Origin of the sequence: Paenalcaligenes suwonensis, from assembly GCF_011290505.1 — a bacterium.
In the GTDB taxonomy this organism is placed as follows: Bacteria; Pseudomonadota; Gammaproteobacteria; order Burkholderiales; family Burkholderiaceae_B; genus Paenalcaligenes; species Paenalcaligenes suwonensis.
The window spans coordinates 140,874-158,151 of the sequence record NZ_JAANPV010000007.1 but is presented as its reverse complement, the minus strand read 5'-3'; the positions used below and the strand labels follow the sequence as shown (position 1 = coordinate 158,151).

General features: G+C 50.0%; 19 protein-coding genes. 12 read left to right on the top strand and 7 right to left on the bottom strand.

What is annotated here, in order from left to right; translation table 11 throughout:
* The first annotated feature begins 129 nt into the window (after positions 1-129).
* Genes GY634_RS12300 through GY634_RS12290 form a run of 3 tightly spaced genes read left to right on the top strand, consistent with a single transcriptional unit; the run spans position 130 to position 3,989 of the window.
* Positions 130-1,473: a sodium/glutamate symporter gene (locus GY634_RS12300; RefSeq protein WP_207625598.1), complete on the top strand. Its 1,344-nt coding sequence runs from the start codon at positions 130-132 to the stop codon at positions 1,471-1,473.
* Between the two features lie 7 nt (positions 1,474-1,480).
* Positions 1,481-3,112 carry an amidohydrolase gene (locus tag GY634_RS12295; protein WP_166408915.1) on the top strand — a complete coding sequence of 544 codons (1,632 nt, stop codon included), beginning with the start codon at positions 1,481-1,483 and terminating at the stop codon, positions 3,110-3,112.
* Positions 3,093-3,989 carry a CobW family GTP-binding protein gene (locus tag GY634_RS12290; protein ID WP_166408913.1) on the top strand — a complete coding sequence of 299 codons (897 nt, stop codon included), beginning with the start codon at positions 3,093-3,095 and terminating at the stop codon, positions 3,987-3,989. The genes GY634_RS12295 and GY634_RS12290 overlap by 20 nt, the downstream gene beginning before the upstream one ends.
* A 36-nt stretch (positions 3,990-4,025) precedes the next feature.
* On the opposite strand, the gene GY634_RS12285 is transcribed toward GY634_RS12290, so the two are convergent.
* Entirely contained in the window at positions 4,026-4,655 is a 630-nt protein-coding gene (locus tag GY634_RS12285) for a TetR/AcrR family transcriptional regulator (protein WP_166408911.1), read from the bottom strand.
* Positions 4,656-4,752: 97 nt separating this feature from the next.
* Between GY634_RS12285 and GY634_RS12280 the strand changes: the two genes are divergently transcribed.
* From GY634_RS12280 to GY634_RS12270, 3 genes are all read left to right on the top strand, one after another.
* Positions 4,753-5,487: a siderophore-interacting protein gene (locus tag GY634_RS12280; RefSeq protein ID WP_166408909.1), complete on the top strand. Its 735-nt coding sequence runs from the start codon at positions 4,753-4,755 to the stop codon at positions 5,485-5,487.
* Positions 5,488-5,591: 104 nt separating this feature from the next.
* Positions 5,592-5,936, top strand: a complete 345-nt coding sequence (locus tag GY634_RS12275) for a hypothetical protein (protein ID WP_166408908.1) — start codon at positions 5,592-5,594, stop codon at positions 5,934-5,936.
* A 48-nt stretch (positions 5,937-5,984) separates the two neighbouring features.
* Entirely contained in the window at positions 5,985-6,572 is a 588-nt protein-coding gene (locus GY634_RS12270; RefSeq protein ID WP_166408906.1) for a TetR/AcrR family transcriptional regulator, read from the top strand.
* A gap of 12 nt (positions 6,573-6,584) precedes the next feature.
* On the opposite strand, the gene GY634_RS17345 is transcribed toward GY634_RS12270, so the two are convergent.
* Positions 6,585-6,707: a hypothetical protein gene (locus tag GY634_RS17345; protein ID WP_278249037.1), complete on the bottom strand. Its 123-nt coding sequence runs from the start codon at positions 6,705-6,707 to the stop codon at positions 6,585-6,587.
* Complete coding sequence (locus tag GY634_RS12265) at positions 6,704-7,909, bottom strand: MFS transporter (RefSeq protein WP_166408905.1); 1,206 nt, start codon at positions 7,907-7,909, stop codon at positions 6,704-6,706. The genes GY634_RS17345 and GY634_RS12265 overlap by 4 nt, the downstream gene beginning before the upstream one ends.
* A gap of 460 nt (positions 7,910-8,369) precedes the next feature.
* Between GY634_RS12265 and GY634_RS12260 the strand changes: the two genes are divergently transcribed.
* Complete coding sequence (locus GY634_RS12260) at positions 8,370-9,710, top strand: sensor domain-containing diguanylate cyclase (RefSeq protein ID WP_242683698.1); 1,341 nt, start codon at positions 8,370-8,372, stop codon at positions 9,708-9,710.
* On the opposite strand, the gene GY634_RS12255 is transcribed toward GY634_RS12260, so the two are convergent.
* Positions 9,707-10,249, bottom strand: coding sequence for a GNAT family N-acetyltransferase (locus tag GY634_RS12255; RefSeq protein ID WP_166408904.1), 543 nt, complete (start codon positions 10,247-10,249; stop codon positions 9,707-9,709). The genes GY634_RS12260 and GY634_RS12255 overlap by 4 nt on opposite strands.
* A 146-nt stretch (positions 10,250-10,395) precedes the next feature.
* Here GY634_RS12255 and GY634_RS12250 point away from each other — a divergent pair, with 146 nt between their 5' ends.
* On the top strand, positions 10,396-10,860 hold the full coding sequence (locus GY634_RS12250) for a hypothetical protein (protein WP_166408902.1): 465 nt from the start codon (positions 10,396-10,398) through the stop codon (positions 10,858-10,860).
* Positions 10,767-11,063: a helix-turn-helix transcriptional regulator gene (locus tag GY634_RS17450; RefSeq protein WP_423227301.1), complete on the top strand. Its 297-nt coding sequence runs from the start codon at positions 10,767-10,769 to the stop codon at positions 11,061-11,063. Before GY634_RS12250 ends, GY634_RS17450 begins: the two co-directional genes overlap by 94 nt.
* Positions 11,064-11,077: 14 nt before the next feature.
* Here GY634_RS17450 and GY634_RS12240 read toward each other — a convergent pair whose 3' ends face one another.
* The 3 genes from GY634_RS12240 to GY634_RS12230 are packed head-to-tail and all read right to left on the bottom strand — an operon-like array spanning position 11,078 to position 13,410.
* Positions 11,078-11,881, bottom strand: coding sequence for an APH(3') family aminoglycoside O-phosphotransferase (locus tag GY634_RS12240; protein ID WP_166408899.1), 804 nt, complete (start codon positions 11,879-11,881; stop codon positions 11,078-11,080).
* A 26-nt stretch (positions 11,882-11,907) separates the two neighbouring features.
* A complete protein-coding gene (locus tag GY634_RS12235; protein WP_166408898.1) occupies positions 11,908-12,555 on the bottom strand; it encodes a TetR/AcrR family transcriptional regulator in 648 nt (215 codons plus the stop codon).
* Positions 12,556-12,564: 9 nt separating this feature from the next.
* Entirely contained in the window at positions 12,565-13,410 is an 846-nt protein-coding gene (locus GY634_RS12230) for a DMT family transporter (protein ID WP_166408897.1), read from the bottom strand.
* A gap of 161 nt (positions 13,411-13,571) precedes the next feature.
* Here GY634_RS12230 and GY634_RS12225 point away from each other — a divergent pair, with 161 nt between their 5' ends.
* The 3 genes from GY634_RS12225 (at position 13,572) to GY634_RS12215 (ending at position 17,232) form a co-directional block, all read left to right on the top strand.
* Positions 13,572-14,513: a rhodanese-like domain-containing protein gene (locus GY634_RS12225; RefSeq protein ID WP_166408895.1), complete on the top strand. Its 942-nt coding sequence runs from the start codon at positions 13,572-13,574 to the stop codon at positions 14,511-14,513.
* Between the two features lie 210 nt (positions 14,514-14,723).
* On the top strand, positions 14,724-16,736 hold the full coding sequence (locus GY634_RS12220) for a DUF2849 domain-containing protein (protein WP_166408894.1): 2,013 nt from the start codon (positions 14,724-14,726) through the stop codon (positions 16,734-16,736).
* Positions 16,726-17,232 (top strand): DUF934 domain-containing protein, encoded by a 507-nt coding sequence (locus GY634_RS12215; RefSeq protein WP_166408892.1) that lies wholly within the window; start codon positions 16,726-16,728, stop codon positions 17,230-17,232. The genes GY634_RS12220 and GY634_RS12215 overlap by 11 nt, the downstream gene beginning before the upstream one ends.
* The last annotated feature ends 46 nt before the right edge of the window (positions 17,233-17,278 follow it).

The window sequence follows — 17,278 nt, the reverse complement described above, 5'->3', positions numbered from 1 at the left end:
ATGGGCTGGAAAACAAAATAACAAAACAAAATATCTCGATAAGTAATAAGGAGACGGTGATGGGAGACTCATTTCACGGCATTATTGCATTTGCGCTTTTGGCGGGAATGTTGGCCTTGGGGGGGGATATTGCGCAGGCATATTCCCATACTGCAAAAGACGCTGATCCCCGCCAGTATTTTGGGTGGGGTAATAGGCTTTGTTTTACTCAGTTTGGACTGGATTCCCGGCTACACACCGTCTGACTTTAATAGCTTAACCTTCCACTTTTTTACGCTCAGTTTTATGTCGCTGTGCTTAACAGGCAGCAGCAAAGACAAGTCGTTATCCGGCGGTAGTATTGCCAAGGGTGGGATGTGGCTTAGCCTGATTTGGACCTCTAGCTTAGGCTTACAGGTGTTGATTGGTTACGGCATGATTGTGCTGTATGACCAATTTACCGGTAGCCAAGTTGGGCCTATGCTGGGCGCATTAATTACGCACGGCTTTACGCAAGGCCCAGGGCAAGCGCTGACCTACGGCACTATTTGGGAACAAGAATACGGTATTACCAATGCGGCTCAAGTCGGGCTAATTTACGCCTCACTGGGTTTTTTGGCTGCGTTTGTGGTGGGGGTGCCAGCTGCACAGCGCATCATACGCAATGGTTTGAACCTAAACAAAAAGTCCTCCATTGATCAGACTTTTTTGCAGGGTTTTCATCAAAAAGAGTCGGGGCACACTACCTCTAGGGAAGTGAGCCATAGCGCCAATATGGATAGTTTTGGCTGGCATTTAGGGCTGTTGGGCGTGGCCTATGGCATTACCTATGTGTGGTTGCATGTCATGCAGGGTGTAGTGGCAGGTAAAGCACCGTTTGGCTTGAGCTTAAGCGTACTGTTTAGCCATAACATGTTTTTTGTGCACGGCATGATTGTGTGTGTGTTGATGCGCATGCTGATAGATAAGGCCGGTTGGTCCCACTTTGTGGATGATGAAACCATGAAGCGCATCACGGGAGCCTCAGTGGATTTCATGGTGGTAGGCACCATCATGAGCATTGCTTTTGCTGTGCTGTACTCCTTACTGGTGCCTATTTTGTTGGTGTCAGTTGCCGTCACTATTGCGACATTTATCCTGTGTTGGTACTGCGGAAAACTGAGCGGCAAGCTAGGGCCAGAGCGTGCCATTACCTCGTTTGGTTGTTGCACGGGCTCTACCGGTACAGGGCTGTTACTGCTGCGATTAGTGGATGCCGATTTCAGTACCTCGGTAGGTAAAGAGCTGGCTTTCTTTAACTTAGCCATCGTACTAATTAACTTGCCAGTGCTTTACATCGTGACCCCTATTGCGCCTAGCTTAAGTGCCAGTACCTATTTGCTGGTATTTGCCGCCACCACCTTTATTCCCTTGGCATTGATGCCCTTGTTGATGTTGAAGAAAAAACAGCCTTCAACCGGTTTTGCCAAATCTAATGTTGTTGTAGGAGAGTAAGAAGCCCATGCTAACTATTTTTGCCGCCAAACGTATTATCACCATGGATCCCTCGTTGCCCGAGGCTACCCACATTGCTGTAAAAGATGGCAAGGTACTGGGAGTAGGGCCGTTAGAGGAGCTGCGCGATCTGGGTGAGGCAACAGTAGATACACGCTTTGCAGAGCAGTACCTGTATCCGGGGTTTGTCGAAGGTCATAGCCATGCGTTGGAAGGTGCTATGTGGAAGTACCTGTATTTAGGGCACTTTCCACGGCACGATCCTGAAGGTAAGCGTTGGCCGGGTTGCCAAAGTTTGGCACAGATACAAGAAACCTTAGCGCAGTATGCTGAGCTATTACCAGAAGGTGAGCCCTTGGTGGCCTGGGGGTTTGACCCGGTGTATTTTGAGGGTGATCGCTTGGATAGGCAGATTATTGATGCCGTCGTTAGCGACAGACCCGTGGTGATCATGCATGCCAATTTGCACCTGATGACAGTGAACAGTGCGATGTTGGCAAAAACTACCTTGGCGCAAAACACGGCGATTGAAGGAGTAATGCTGGGTAAGGATGGCAGGCCTAATGGCGAACTACGTGAAATGGCTGCCATGTTCGCTGTGTTCGAGGCACTGGGCAGCAGTTTGTTTTCCGAAGTAGATAGCCCACAAACCTTGCAGCGCTATGCACGAGCTGCACAACGTACAGGCATTACCACCATCACAGATTTGTACAACCCGCTTAGTGATGCGGGCGTTCAAGTGCTGCGCGATGCCTCCGCAGAAGCGGACTACGCCGTACGTTTAGTGCCTGCAATGGCCGCATTAGAGTGGGAGAATGCGCAAGGCATTGCCAGGGTTCAGGCTTGCCAACGTGATAATAACGACAAATTGCATTTTGGCTTGGTCAAGATTATGACCGATGGCTCCATTCAAGGTTTCTCAGCGCGTATGCTGTGGCCGGGCTATCACAATGGTCATGAGAACGGTATTTGGAATGCGCCGCCAGAAAGCCTAAAGCAAATGGTGTTGGACTATCACCAGTCAGGCTTGCAGCTACACATCCATACAAATGGCGACGAAGCAGTAGAGCTGATTTTGGATGCCATCGAAGAAGCGCAAACCCTCTGGTACAGGGCCGACCACCGGCACACATTGCAGCATTGTCAGTTCATCAGCCAAGCGCAAATGCGCCGTGCCGCTAAGTTAGGCGTGTGCTTAAACATGTTTGTGAATCACATTTACTACTGGGGTGATGTGCATCGCACTAAAACCTTGGGTTATAGCCGTAGCCGACGTATGCAACCGCTGCGATCAGCCCTTGATTTAGGGATTCCAGTCGCCATGCATTCTGATGCACCAGTTACGCCGTTAGGGCCACTATTTTCCATGTGGTGTGCGATTCGTAGGCATACCGCAAGTGGGCATCAATTAGGCGAGCATGAAGGCTTAAGTATGGAGCAAGCCCTGTACGCCGCTACCTTAGGGGCGGCTTATACCTTACGTATGGATGACAAGGTGGGTAGCTTAGAAGTGGGTAAATATGCTGATATGGTGGTGCTGGACCATGACTTATTTGCGGTAGAGGCCGATGCCCTACCCACTATGCAGGTGAGTGCCACGGTAGTAGGGGGGCGTGTACATGCCAACACCGCTGCATGACCGTATTCCTACCATTATCCTGACGGGTTTCTTGGGGGCAGGTAAAACAACGTGGTTAAACCGTCTATTGCACGACGGTGTGCCTGCCAACAGTGTGGTGTTAGTGAATGATTTTGGGCAAATCAATATTGATGCGTCGTTAATAGCCTATCAAGACGATAAGATTGTGCGCCTGAATAACGGCTGCGTATGTTGCACCTTAGGCGGTAGCATGGCAGAAAAGCTGGCGGAAATTAGCCGTATGCAGCCGGCACCGGGTGCTCTGTATATGGAGGTTAGCGGGGTTGCGAATGCGGGTAGGGTGGCCGACATGGTGCGTGTGTCGTCGCGTTTACAACTGCAAGATATCTGGTGTTTTGTAGATGTGTCACAAGCGCAGCGCTACAGCGAAGATCCGCTGGTAAATACCGTGTGGCGTCAGCAAATTCAAAGTGCGACTCAACTGGTGCTAAACCGCTATAACAGGGGCGAGCACTTACCGCAAGCACTTGAAACGGTGCTGAAAACCAGCGGTGCCGTGTTGCATTACGATACTACGTGCATGCCAGAAGCTGTGCCTATGGCTAGCCCTCAGTCAACAGCAGCGTTGCAGGTGGGAGGGTGGCACAGTTGCACCGTAGAAAGCCGCACGCCTATTTCGTTGAAGTCACTGATGCAGTGCCTAGAGGAATGGGCAACGGTGGTGTATAGAGTCAAAGGAAAGCTGATAGACGAGCAAGACGGCAATGCCTACGTGCTGCACTATACCGGTGGGCAATGCAGGCTTACGCCGTGCGATCCGCCACCTGCTATGACACAGTTGGTGTTTATTGCATCGTCTGAACGGGCGCTGCAAGTCATACAGCAACAAGTGCACAGGTCTGGCGTTACCAAGTAGTCGTATCGACGTACCTGACAAAAGTAGGGATGCGCGCTAGCGTGGGTTTACGACCTGCAAGTAGCGAGTCAGCATCTCTACTATTTGCTGTTCGATGGCAGCAGGTTGGTGTACCGGCAGTGGCGTTGTGGTGGTTGCAGCATGTATGAGTGACTCAATAGTTTGCAGCACCATCCATGTCGCTAAGTCTAGGTTGTCGGGTAGCAACTGTTCACGGTGTTCCTCCAGCAACTGCCGTACGCGCTCAACGATAGTGCGATAAATGGGGATTTGATCCTGATGGGCGCGCTCAAAAAAAGGAAACTCTTGCTCTACCACGCGATGTAAGTCGGGTTCTAGCTGATGAGCCAGCATCCAGCCATGCACAATGGCCGACAATTTTTCTTCTAGGCTTTGCGGATTGCGGCGCGTTAGTACGGCATCCAGTGTGTCGTATAAGTCGGTGGCATGACGTTCACGCAGGGCGGCAATCAACGAGTCTTTATTCGGAAAGTATTGGTAAACAGAGCCAATGCTGACCCCGGCGCGTGACGCGATAAGGTTGGTGCTACTACCCGCATAGCCCCGCTCAACCAAAACCTGAGCGGTTGCATCCAAAATGGCCGTAACCAGTGCTTTAGAACGCGCTTGTCTGGGGGATTTTCTAGGCAGTAATTGGGGTTTCATGGCACCACGGGAATGCGAGTATCAAATGCGAGTAAAGGCTTATATTATAGAGGGGCTTGAGCAATTACTCATATTTGTTTTTATGAAGGAGTGAGCGATGGATGAAACGGGTAGAGCCATCATTGCTCGCGTTGAGGCTGAGGTGGTCGCCATTAAGCATGTCACCCCTCATATGCAACGCATTACCGTGGGTGGTGCGGCGTTAGAAAGTTTTTTACGTACTGATGGGGTAGAAACCCCGGCTGCTTGGGTGAAGGTGTTTCTTCCTAGCGGAGAAGGCCGTGCGTACACCATTAGACAGATCAACAAAGAACAGCAAACGCTAGATTTAGACTTTGTGTTGCATCACAAAGAAGAGTCATACAGTCCAGCATCGAGTTGGGCTTTTCAGGCACAGAAAGGTGAGCGTATTACCTTGGCTGGGCCACGCGCAGGAAGCTTTGCTTTGCCCGAAGATGCTGCATGGGTGATTTTGGCAGGGGATGTGACAGCGTTGCCAGCGATACAAAATATCGCTGCGAATTTGCCGCCTACTATACGGGCGCGCGTGTACGTGGAAATTCCTACGCATGAGGACCAGCAAGAAATTCGCAGTCCAGCGGTCTTAAGTGTAGTGTGGTTAGAACCACGTGAACGGCCCGGTTTGGCATTAGAGCAGCGGGTGCTATATAGGCCTTTTCCATTGGGGCCTGGTTATGTATGGGTAGCGGGCGAGTCTCGCATTGCCAAAGAATTACGAGCCCATTATTTACGTGAACGCTATTTAGAACGCCATCGCGTGACTACCGAAGGCTATTGGAAAGTGGGTAAAGCAGATCACCGCGAAGGTTAATAAAAATAGGAGCCGGGTACGCCGTGCGTAGTGCGCTACAGTACACTACGCATAGGGCGCGGCTTCGCAATGACCGCGATAACGATCTGACTCTGGATGCATGAATGGCGACTGTATTGGGCTATGTGGTACTGACTTATGCTGTGCTGATGTTTGTGTTTTTGCTGTTTGTGCAGCACAAACTGGGGGCGTTACTAGAAGCAATGAATCAGAACCTTCCTGCTTTTGGGTTGTCTAAAGCCATACCTGATTGGTATTTTCCAGTGTCATTTATACAAATGAATTACGACCCGGTGCGTGCACTGCAGAGAACCGTTCAACCACCTCTTGAGGTGGCGCAAGCGTTTCCAAACTACCAGCAGTTAAGATACTTAGCGTGTACGGCGCGGTTAGTACATGTGGGCCTAGGGCTGGCAATAGTACTGGGCTTTGTTCTTACCCGAGTGTGATGACGCGACGTATTGCCAAGGTGCTTTTTCTTCATCTATTGATCTGTTATGCCACGAGTCTCCAGAGCTGAAACTGAAAAAAATCGTCTAGCGATTGAAGAGGCCTCTTCTAAATTATTTAGAGAGCGTGGGCTGAGCGTGAGCGTCGCCGATGTGATGCGTGCGGCAGGCCTGACGCATGGTGGGTTTTATGGGCATTTCAAATCTAAGGATGAATTAGCCGCTATTGCGTGTGCCAAGGCGTTTGAAAGTTCTGCTGCAAAGTGGAAGCAACGCGCGGCTGACATAGGCGATGCGAAGCAAGCTAGGCAAGCCTTGATAGAGAGCTACTTGAACCCTAAGCACCGTGTGGCACCTAGCACGGGTTGCCCATTAGCCACGTTGGTGGTGGATGTGGGGCGTGAAGACAGCAGCAAGCCGGTGCGTGATGCGTTTCACCAAGGGGTGGAGCAGTTGCTCGAGGTATTAAGTGCTTTGCAGCCAGACGCGGTGGATGCAGAGCGTGCACGTCAGCAAGCGCTGGAGCAGCTCTCTACGTTGGTGGGGGCGATGGTGTTGTCGCGTGCGACAGAAGGCACAGAGCTGTCAGATGCTTTACTTGAGGCAGCACGCCAGCAGTTGTTGCAGCCACGATAAGCGCAGTCGCCTTTAGCACATGGGCAATTGAATGGGCATCAGGGCAAAACCGGCCTGACGCCAACTATAGAGCAGTAATAGAGCAATGGTAGTGGCAGCTATTGCTGCCACAATCCACCAGAGGGTACGCTTCATGCGTGGGCCACCTTGGATAAACGTGCTACAGGTTTTTCTTTAATAGGCCAGTTTAATGCAGCGGCGACTAGGCTTAGTACTATAGAAATATACCAGACCATATCGTAGCTGCCCGTTTTGTCGAACATGTAGCCACCTAACCACCCGCCCAAGAACGAGCCTAATTGGTGCAGTAAGAAGACGACGCCACCTAGCATGGATAAATTGCGCACGCCAAACATGGTGGCAATGGTGCCATTAGTCAGTGGTACGGTAGATAGCCATAATAATCCCATCAAAATACCAAATGCGTAGGCTGTCCACGTAGACAGGGGCAACAGAATAAACAGGCTAATGACAACGGCACGCACCAAGTACAACACACATAAGATGTGCGGTTTAGAGCGCGTAGCGCCCAGCCAGCCCGCAAAGTAGGTACCAAACACATTAAACAAGCCTACTAAGGCCAAGACAGTGGTACCTACTACTACCGGTAAGCCTTTATCTACCAAGTAGCTGGGTAGGTGCACACCAATGAACAGCACTTGGAAACCGCAGACAAAAAAGCCTAATGCCAAGAGTCTAAAGTCTGCGTTACCACAGGCCTCACGTAAGGCTTCTAGCATGGTTTGTTGCGGGCCTTGTGCCACAGGCGGGGTATCTTTAATCATGGTGGCAAGTGGAATGATCAATGCCACCATCATGCCTAAGGCAATCAGCGCTGCAGACCAGCCCAGCCATTGAATTAAGCCTAGTGAGCCAGGCAACATGGCAAATTGACCAAAGGACCCTGCAGCAGCGGCAATACCCATTGCCATACTGCGTTGTTCAGGCGGTACGGCACGGCCCACCACGCCCAAGATCACAGAAAAAGACGTGCCCGATAAGCCTATGCCAATCAGCACACCGGCACTTAATGACAGTGATAAGCTGGAGTCGGCATACCCCATAAGAATCAACCCTATGGTATAGAGTACGCCACCCACGATCACCGTGCTTTTGGCACCAAAACGGTCTGCTAACGCACCGGTAAAGGGTTGGGTTAGGCCCCAGACTAAGTTTTGCAATGCCATGGCAAAAGCAAATACTTCACGGCCCCAACCGAACTCCGTACTCATGGGGGTGAGGAACAGTCCAAAACCGTGTCGAATCCCTAGAGATAAGAATAAAACCAGTGATGCACCCAGCATAATCCAGGTGCTTTTACGCCATACAGATGTCATGACCTATCCTCTTGTTGCCCGTAATAATTGGTATTGGCATGTAAGCTGAACCATACACGTTGGCCATGACGCAGGGACAGGTCAACTGTTATAGGAAATAGATGATAAGTGAACTCTATTTTCGGGTCAACGACTATGCAGTGGTGTGGTGTAAAGCCTAGTTTTAGCGGTTTATTATGTAATTGACTCCGCTAATGGCAAAATACAATGTCGCCAGAATGCGGTGCAATCTCTGATTAATGGTTTGTAGAATTGTTTAAAAAAATAGATTTATTGCGGCTCATCCTGCTGGTGACTATTCTCAGTTGCTTGGTCACGCTTGTAAACACTTTTTACGCAGGTTACAAGGTACAACGACAGCAGTTGGTGCAAAAACACACTGGAAAGCAATTTTAACTACGCACAAAAGCTTGCTAGCAGCACCAATGAGTTCTTACGCTCAGCATTGCAACAGCTCAATGTGAGTGCTTCAGTGTTAGTGGATGTGCTGGACGACGATGAGCGTTTATTTCTAGAAGCTGAACGGCTACGCTTGCAAACAGATAGCTTTAATTCGGTAGTGATTATTAATCAGGCGGGTGAGGTGCAGGCCGCTTCTCCAGAAAGCTTGCAGCTAACGGGTATGAATCTGGATACCCCTGGAGTGCAAGAGGCTTTGTCACTACAAGAGCCCAATATCAGCGCCCCTTATCTGTCGACGGTGGGTAATTTCATCGTCTTTATTTCACACCCCATTTATGACAAGGCGGGCACCTATAGAGGCTTGGTGGGCGGCAGTCTTTACCTCAAAAAAGAAAGTATTTTGAACCGCTTGTTGGGCAGTCATCCTTATAGAGACGGCTCTTACCTGTACGTGGTGTCGGCGGAAAAAGAATTGATTTACCACCCCGATACAACGCGAGTGGGCAGCGTGGTAGAGGGGAATCAGGCAATTGATAAGGTGGTGCAATCGCAAGCGGGAAGCTTGTCACTGCAAAATAGCCAAGGCATTACGATGTTGGCGGGTTATGCGCCAGTGCCGTTGAGTGGTTGGGGAATTGTGGCGCAGCGTCCCGAGGTTGCTACGCTAGAACCCTTAGAGGGCTTAATGCACCAAGTGATTCATAAAACGTTGCCCGTAGCCGTGATTTCGTTGCTGTTGGTATGGTGGGGCGCACGAAAAATCGCCAAGCCATTGCGTCAATTAGCAGAGAATGCCCGCGTGATGCATTCATCAGGGACTGAAAGTGAAATCAGCCATGTGCGTTCTTGGTATTTTGAAGCGCACGAGTTAAAGAAAGCATTGCTCATGGGGATGGGCTTTTTAAAGCGCAACATTGAGCGGCTAGACAAAGATAACCGTACGGACCCCTTAACGGGTTTGCTGAACCGTCGTGGCTTGGAGCAGGAGTTGCGTGTGTATGAACATACACATCGCTTGTTCTCGGTGATTTCCGTCGATATAGACTTCTTTAAGAAAGTGAATGACACGCATGGGCATGACGTGGGGGATTTGGTACTTAAAGAGCTAGGCGTACAAATGTTGGCCTGTGTGCGCAGCGAGGATTTAGCATGCCGCATAGGTGGCGAAGAGTTCTTGATTCTATTACCGGACACACCCTTAGAGGTCGCTGTAGAAGTGGCCGAACGTTTACGTGCTCAAGTTGCCGCGACAGCCATGCCAATCGTGGGGCAGATTACGATTTCTCTAGGCGTAGCGATGTCGCCTGCTGAGATGACGGATTCTGCCGTTGTGCTTAAGCAAGCCGATGAAAAGCTCTATGAGGCTAAGCATAACGGCAGAAATAGGGTGGAAGCTTAGGCTTGAGTTTGCAGCCATTGCGCTTTAGTAATACGGCTAATATGTTCGGTGCGGTAGTCGTTCATGAACGGGTTAAATTGTTGTTCTTCCGTATGGTGATGGATGAATCCGCATTTAGCCTGTGCTTTGAATGACTGCACGTTGTCAGCAAAATAACCGCACCACAATGCCTCTACGTTTAGGGTTTGGAAGGCGTGGCGCATGACGGCGCGCAGAGCCTCGGGGATAAGCCCTTGCCCCCAAAACGGGACGCCTATCCAGTAAGCAACTTCTGCTTCGGTGTCCGGCAAGCTGAAATTGCTATCTTTGCCTCGTAATAAACCAATCATGCCGATGGCGACGTCATCGCTGGCAAGGGCCACCGCATACACCTCGTCTTGCGCAAAAATAGTTTGAATAATGTCTAAGCTTTCTGCTTCGCTTTGGTGCGCAGGCCATCCAGCGATAGGCCCTACGCGCTCGTCTTTGGCGTAGTGGTATAGGCTTGCCGCATCGCTAGCTTGCCATGGTCTAAGAAGTAAACGTGTAGTGTTCAGCACGGTGTGCTCCTGTTTTTGTAGTCGATGAACAGAGAACAGTGTAGAAAAAACAGCAGCCTATGCTAAGGTAGAAGCTTGAGTAAAAAAGGTAATTTTGAAAACAAAATAGTTATTTTTACGCTTTTATGGAAAATAGTGCGGTAGTAATGGAAACAGACGCGACGCTATTAGCGTGTGGCTCAGCAGAAGTTGATTGTGGCACTATTTGCTTTAGTAACGTGCCAGCACATCCCTTGGAATTGGCCTATGTAGTGGTGCTAGTGTGCCAAGGTGGTGAGGCAGAGCTAGAGGTGAACTTTCAGCCCTATAGTGTCAAACCGCATGATTTGTTGGTATTGGCTGAAGACTCTATCGTCGTGATGAAACAGCGTTCTAGGCAGTTTCGTTGTTCGTATTATGTGTTGCAGCGTTCTCTGGCCGCCGAGGTGGCTTACGCTTTACCCAATCATTTGTTTTCATACTTAAACACGTCGCCTTATATTGCTGCGTCTGAAGAGCTGACGGCATTTGTATCGGTGTGGGAGCAGCATCTACAGCGTGTAGGCAGCATAGGGAGGTCGCCTTTTATGCCAAGGCGTTGCACATTACACCGTATTACTTATCGCAGCTGACGCGACGGTTTTTTAATGACGCACCTAAAACGCTGATAGATAGACAGGTCATTTTAGAAATCAAAAAAGAGCTTAGGAAATCGCATCAGAGCATTCAGCATATTGCGGATACCTTGGGTTTCGTAGACCCGTCCTACCTGAGTAAGTATTTCAGTAAGCACACCGGAATGGGGCCTACTGAGTACCGCAGCAGCCTGTCGTAGCTCAGGCCTGGGTGTTAAAAGAATTCGTCTAACAACGTGTAGAAGGCTATACGTTGCTCATCTAGCGTGGCAAGACCGTAGTGCTCCATGAAAAGGGGGACGTATGCGCTGCCAAAGTCAGCATGGATGTCGCGTAGCGCAAGTGCAATATCTTGGTACCGATCAGCCACACCTAAACGTCCACAATCTATATAACCCGTAAATGTGCCGTTTTCGGCCATGAAGTTGGGTAAACAGGCATCACCGTGGGTGACGACCATGTCTTCGCTTTTGGGTTGTAGGCTAACGAGTTTTTGAAAAAGTTGCTCGGCAGTTAAGCCTTGGTTTTCTTCATCCACATCGTCTAACAAAACAAGCCCAGCTTGTAATCTTGCTTGTGCATGGGTGATACGTACGGCTGCTGAATGATCAAAAGGGCAGTTCGCGGCGGTAACCTGATGTAGGGCTTTAAGAGCGTGCGCGATGAGCGGCACAGCCTGTGCGGCGGGCAGTGCGCTGGAGTAGATATTGTTGCCTGCTACCGCACTCAGCAACAACCAGCCTCGTTCAGATTGGAAATGGCTGGCCATCACCGCAGGGCAAGCAAGTCCCTGCGCAGCTAACCAACGTAGGCGTGTTTCTTCATCCGCTAACTCGGCGTGTGCATGCATACGTTCTGTTTTCAGGAAGAGCGTGTTTTGGCCTATGGCCTCTAAACGAAAGACGGCAGCGTCTGAACAACCTTCAGTTTGAGCGCGCCAGCGATAAGGAGCCAGCAGGGCTTGCCAGTCTGTAGGTAATGAAACTGGCAGAGAAGCGAGTGGCTGTGGTTCTGGCATAGGAATCATGCGTAGGGGGTAAAAAGCTAGCAATCTCTAGGTAAGTGCCCACCTAAGAAGGTGGCAATAGCATCGGAGATAAATACCTCTAGCGCTGCTGCATCGTAGCCTATGCCTAGCATGGCTAAGTGCACGGGGTTAAAGGTAATCATGTCATGAAAAAATAGGGCGGCACGTAGTGGGTTTGGTACCTGCAGCCGCCCTTGTTCTTGTTGCTGCTCTAAATAGCGGGCTACCACCTTACGCGATTGTTCTGGCCCGCTTTCTATCCAGACCCGTCCCATTTCGGGGAAGCGATTTGATTCTGCAATGATCAAGCGCTGAAACGCTAAGTGCCTGTCTTGCAGCAAGATATTAAGTAAGGCATTGGCTAGTGTGCGTAAGCCCTGTTCAGGGGCTTGGTCGCGCAAATCTATATTTTCTAGGTCGTGTATAAAGGCGTTCGACAGGCTTTGTACCACGGCCAGAAATAAGCCTTCTTTACCCCCAAATTGCTTATAGACGTTGGTTTTAGAGCCACCAACTTGGGCCACAATTTGGTCCACGCTGACGCCTGCGTAACCGTCTTCCAAAAAGCGTTCAGACGCTACCTCCAGTATCTGTAAGCGTCTGGCAGCCCCTCGGTAAGTGAGGCGGCTGCCGGTGCCAGAGGTGGTAGTGGTCTGATCTGTCATAACGAGAGTTTAGGTAGCTGAAGGTATTTTCTTTTGGCTGAGTAGCAATCCAGCAATCACGATGGCTATACCCAGCAATTGGAAAGGGGTGGGTACAACGGATTTAATGATGGCGTCTAAGGCAAAAGCGGTAATGGGTACAAGTAAAAAGAAGGGCGCAATGGTTACAGCACCTGCATGAGCAATAGCTCTAAACCATAGCACAAAAGGAATAGCGGTTAGAGCAAGTGCCAGTATAAAGAAGCCCAGCAAGTGTGTGCTAGTGAGTTCGCTGGGGAAGTCGCCCATCAAGGCAGTCAGCAAACTTAGCTCTATACCAGCGATGAAGAGTTGCCAGCCCGTAAAGTTGATCATGCCCATAGGTGGTTTGCCCCAGCGGTTCATCAGTACGCCACCTAAGGCTAAAGACAAGGTACTACCTAAGGCGGCTAATACACCTAGAAAATCCACCTGTGCATCGCCTTTAAGTACCACGAGAGCGACACCAATAACACCGATGATGACACTGAGAATTTTCAGCGTAGTAGGTTTAGCACCTAAGATAGCCCAGCCCAGCAAAATAACGAATAACGGGCCTAGTGCTTGAAAAATAGCGGCAACACCACCGGGTAAACGCAGTGCAGAGACAAACAACAGCGAGAAGAACAGGCAAGTGTTGAGTGTACCCAAGATAACCAGACGACCTAACCAGCCAGGTGCTGGCAGTTGCCTCGCAATCAGCAACAGGATAATGGCACCACCCATGGCCCTAACCGCTGAAATCAAGAAAGGGTGCGGAGGCAACATCAGTGTGGTGACAACGTAGGTAAAGCCCCAAAGTACGGTAGCAAGGGCTGCGGCAGCTTTTGGATTCATGACAGTTCTCATGGATTAATACGATACGGTATCGTATCATATTGTTTATGAATAAAGCATAGGACTAAATAAGGGTGTGGTCAGTGATTCACAGCCATCGCGTAGCGGGGGATAATAGGGCTGAAGTAGTCAGGATGTTGGTAGAACAAAGGAACTAGAGCATGCAGTGGCTCATGAATGTCATTGAACAGCACGGTTTGGGGCTGGTTTTTCTGAATGTATTAATTGAGCAGTTAGGTGCTCCTATACCGGCGTATCCCACGTTAGTGGTGACCAGTGCGTTGGCGCAGGCTGGACGGTTTTCTATACCTGCACTATTAGCCTTAGCGGTGGTGGCCGCGTTGATTGCTGACGTATTGTGGTTCTATGCAGGACGTCGTTATGGCCGACAAGTTATGGCCACGCTGTGCCGTGTGTCACTGTCGCCCGATTCGTGTGTGCGTCAAACTGAAGACGTGTATTTGCGTTGGGGCCCTAAGTCGCTATTAGTCGCAAAATTTATTCCTGGTTTTGCATCCGTAGCCAGTGCCATGGCGGGTGCGCTAGGGACTGATGTGCGACGTTTTATGTGGTACGACATGCTGGGTGCTGCTGTCTGGGTAGGTTCGGCATTGTTATTGGGCAGCTTGTTTAGCGCTACCATTGGCGAGTTGTTGGCTACCTTAGACGCGTTAGGCCGCTGGGGACTGGTGATACTGGCTGTGCTGTTGGCGTTGTTTATTGCACGTAAGGCATGGCAGCGTCATGCTTTTTTGAAGATGATCCGTCGCATACGCATTAGTGCAGATGAGTTGTATTGCTTGATCCAAGATGGGGCTCAACCCTTAATTTTGGATGTGCGCAGTGAGTTTTATCGAACGGATGGCAGTATTCCCGGTTCGGTGCTGCTTGATGAAAAAAACCTGCAATGCCCACAGGCCTTAAGTATCGAGCTAAGTCACGAGGTAGTGGTGTATTGTTCTTGCCCTAACGATGCCTCTGCAGCGAGGGTGGTTCAGCGCTTAAAACTACTGGGCTACACACATGTTCGGCCATTACACGGTGGTATTGATGCATGGGTGGCGGCGGGCCATCCGCTAGAGTTGGTAGAGGTCGCCCAGTAACACCGAAGCCCTAGCGCACGGCGTAGGCAAGTCATCGTGAATTTGCATATGCCTTTTTATACTTTGTCAGCTATAGCGAGTCTGGTCACAATAAACAGCATGATAGCGATGCCCTGCCGGTGGCAGGGTGTGTTTATGACTAGGTAACGCGCTGTAGCCGGGATGGGGCTACGTCGTGATTGACGTTGCCTTCAATCCTACAGGTATACGATGAGTGACTACCATTTAATTTCTGCTAATCGTTTGCACGATGGTGCAGTGGTATGGCTGGATAGCCGCTATCAATGGGTTGAGGCCCTAGAGCATGCCCATGTGTTTTCCGATGATGCCTTAGAGGCTGCACAACACGCCGCGCAAGCAGCAGTCGCCAATAACGAAATTGTAGACCCTGTGCCCCAGGCCGCCGAAGCAACTGATCGCGGTATTGTGCCTACAACCTTTAGGGAGCAATTGCGTGCACGTGGCCCGTCTGTGCGTGCCGATTTAGGCAAGCAAGCTGGTGCGGAAACAGTAGACTATGCTTTACAAGCAGCCCCTGCGGCAGGAGTCGATGCTCCTCACGCTGGAATTTACCGTTATGACGATAGTGAGCGTACGTTTCTAAAGGAACGCGCTCAGCATTTTTCCGAACAAGTACAACGTCGCCTATCGGGTGAACTGACCGAAGAGCAGTTCAAGGTGTATAGGTTGATGAATGGTTTGTACTTGCAATTACATGGTTACATGCTGCGTGTGGCCATTCCGTATGGCACCTTAAGTGCTATACAGTTATCGCAGTTAGCGTATGTAGCACGTAAGTTTGATAAAGGTTATGGGCACTTCACTACACGCCAAAACCTGCAATATAACTGGCCCAAATTATCTGAATCGGCAGAAATTTTATCGGTACTGGCCGATGCGGATCTGCATTGCATTCAAACCAGTGGTAACTGTATACGTAACGTCACGACGGATGAATTTGCCGGGGCAGCCGCCGACGAACGCGTAGATCCGCGTGTGTATGCCGAGATCATGCGCCAATGGTCCACAGAACATCCAGAATTCACCTACTTACCACGTAAATTCAAGATTGCTATTACGGGTAGTGCGAATGATCGTGCCGCTATACGTTTTCACGATATTGGCATTATTGCTGATACCACCGAGGCAGGTGATATCGCCTTCCACATCTATGCAGGTGGTGGTTTAGGTCGTACGCCAGTGGTGGGTACCTTAGTGCGCGAATGGCTGCCTGAACACGATTTACTGCGTTATATAGAAGCGATTTTGCGTGTTTACAATGCGTTGGGACGACGTGACAACATCTATAAAGCACGTATCAAGATTCTGGTACGAGAGCTCAAGCCCGAAACCTTTATAGAGATGATTAACACCGAGTTTGCGGCGTTGTTGGCTGAGAGGCCACCGCTGGATCCGGCTATTGTAGAGGCGGTTCAAGCGCGCTTTGTAGCACCGGCGCTAGAGCAAAATCTACCAGCACAATCGTCTAGCTTTACAGCGGCTAAGGCAGAGAACTCGGCATTTGCAAGCTGGGTAGACAATAACTCGCACCCGCACAAACAGCCGGGCTACATCAGTGTGGTGGTTTCTCTTAAACCCAGTGGTGGGATTCCGGGTGATGCCAGTGCTGAACAGATGGAATTGATTGCAAGTTTGGCAGAGCGTTACTCACTGAACGAGGTGCGTGTGTCACACAGGCAGAACTTGGTACTGCCGCACGTGAAGCAAGACGATGTGTACACCGTATGGCAAGCACTATGCAAAGCAGGGTTAGCTACTGCTAATAAAGGTTTGTTGTCCGATTCCATTGCGTGTCCTGGCATGGATTATTGCAGCCTGGCTACCGCGCGTTCAGTGCCGGTAGCACAGCGCATTGCTTTGCGTTTCTCGGAAGAAAAACAGCGCGAAGTAGGGCCGTTAAGCATTAACGTGTCTGGCTGTATTAATGCCTGTGCGCACCATCATGTGGCCCATATTGGGATTCTGGGCTTAGACAAGGGTGGACAAGAAAGCTACCAAATTACGCTGGGTGGCCGTTCTGACCAAGAGGCGGCATTAGGCAAAATTTTGGGGCCATCCGTGTCTTACGATGAAGTACCAGAAGTCATCGAGGCGTTGGTGGACATTTATCTTAAAGAGCGTGAAGGGTCTGAACGCTTTATAGACACGTACAACCGTGTAGGGATTAGCGTATTTAAGGAGGCACTGACTCATGCTGTTTGATGCAACTGGCCAAGTAAAAACTGAAATCTGGTGGTACCCAGAACAGGAGGGGGCGGCAGAGCAGCCTTCGTCACAGCGTATTGTGGCCTTAGAAAATTGGGAGTCACATTATGCGGAAACGGGTGAGTATGCTGCTGGGGTATGGGTAAACAGTTATCACAACATCACTGAGCTATTGCCCGTGTTGGATAAGGTGAAGATAGTCGCTATAGGTTTTGCGCAAACCCGTGATGGGCGCGGTTTTACCTTGGCTAAGCTATTGCGTGAACGGCATGGTTTTACGGGTGATATACGTGCGGTAGGACCATTGCTACCTGATCAGTTTGTGATGTTGTTGCAGTGTGGGATTAGCAGTGTAGCCAGTAGTACTACATTCCCTGCGGAGCGCTGGGCTGAAGCCGCACAAACCTATACGCATCAACAAAGTAGCCCCTTAACCTTATTGCATAGGTTACGTTCGGCCCCTGCGCAGGAAGCTGTTTCATCGACGAGTTAAATAGCTATTAGCAAAAGGGTTGACCTTACAACTGTGGTAATCCTTA

Coding starts and splice junctions, on each gene's coding strand:
- GY634_RS12215 (WP_166408892.1), top strand. CDS start 16,726: ATGCTGTTTGATGCAACTGGCCAAGTAAAAACTGAAATCTGGTGGTAC.
- GY634_RS12275 (WP_166408908.1), top strand. CDS start 5,592: ATGGCGACTGTATTGGGCTATGTGGTACTGACTTATGCTGTGCTGATG.
- GY634_RS12265 (WP_166408905.1), bottom strand. CDS start 7,909: ATGACATCTGTATGGCGTAAAAGCACCTGGATTATGCTGGGTGCATCA.
- GY634_RS12290 (WP_166408913.1), top strand. CDS start 3,093: ATGCCAACACCGCTGCATGACCGTATTCCTACCATTATCCTGACGGGT.
- GY634_RS12270 (WP_166408906.1), top strand. CDS start 5,985: ATGCCACGAGTCTCCAGAGCTGAAACTGAAAAAAATCGTCTAGCGATT.
- GY634_RS12240 (WP_166408899.1), bottom strand. CDS start 11,881: ATGCCAGAACCACAGCCACTCGCTTCTCTGCCAGTTTCATTACCTACA.
- GY634_RS12220 (WP_166408894.1), top strand. CDS start 14,724: ATGAGTGACTACCATTTAATTTCTGCTAATCGTTTGCACGATGGTGCA.
- GY634_RS17345 (WP_278249037.1), bottom strand. CDS start 6,707: ATGAAGCGTACCCTCTGGTGGATTGTGGCAGCAATAGCTGCCACTACC.
- GY634_RS12280 (WP_166408909.1), top strand. CDS start 4,753: ATGGATGAAACGGGTAGAGCCATCATTGCTCGCGTTGAGGCTGAGGTG.
- GY634_RS12285 (WP_166408911.1), bottom strand. CDS start 4,655: ATGAAACCCCAATTACTGCCTAGAAAATCCCCCAGACAAGCGCGTTCT.
- GY634_RS12250 (WP_166408902.1), top strand. CDS start 10,396: ATGGAAACAGACGCGACGCTATTAGCGTGTGGCTCAGCAGAAGTTGAT.
- GY634_RS12225 (WP_166408895.1), top strand. CDS start 13,572: ATGCAGTGGCTCATGAATGTCATTGAACAGCACGGTTTGGGGCTGGTT.
- GY634_RS12295 (WP_166408915.1), top strand. CDS start 1,481: ATGCTAACTATTTTTGCCGCCAAACGTATTATCACCATGGATCCCTCG.
- GY634_RS12235 (WP_166408898.1), bottom strand. CDS start 12,555: ATGACAGATCAGACCACTACCACCTCTGGCACCGGCAGCCGCCTCACT.
- GY634_RS12230 (WP_166408897.1), bottom strand. CDS start 13,410: ATGAATCCAAAAGCTGCCGCAGCCCTTGCTACCGTACTTTGGGGCTTT.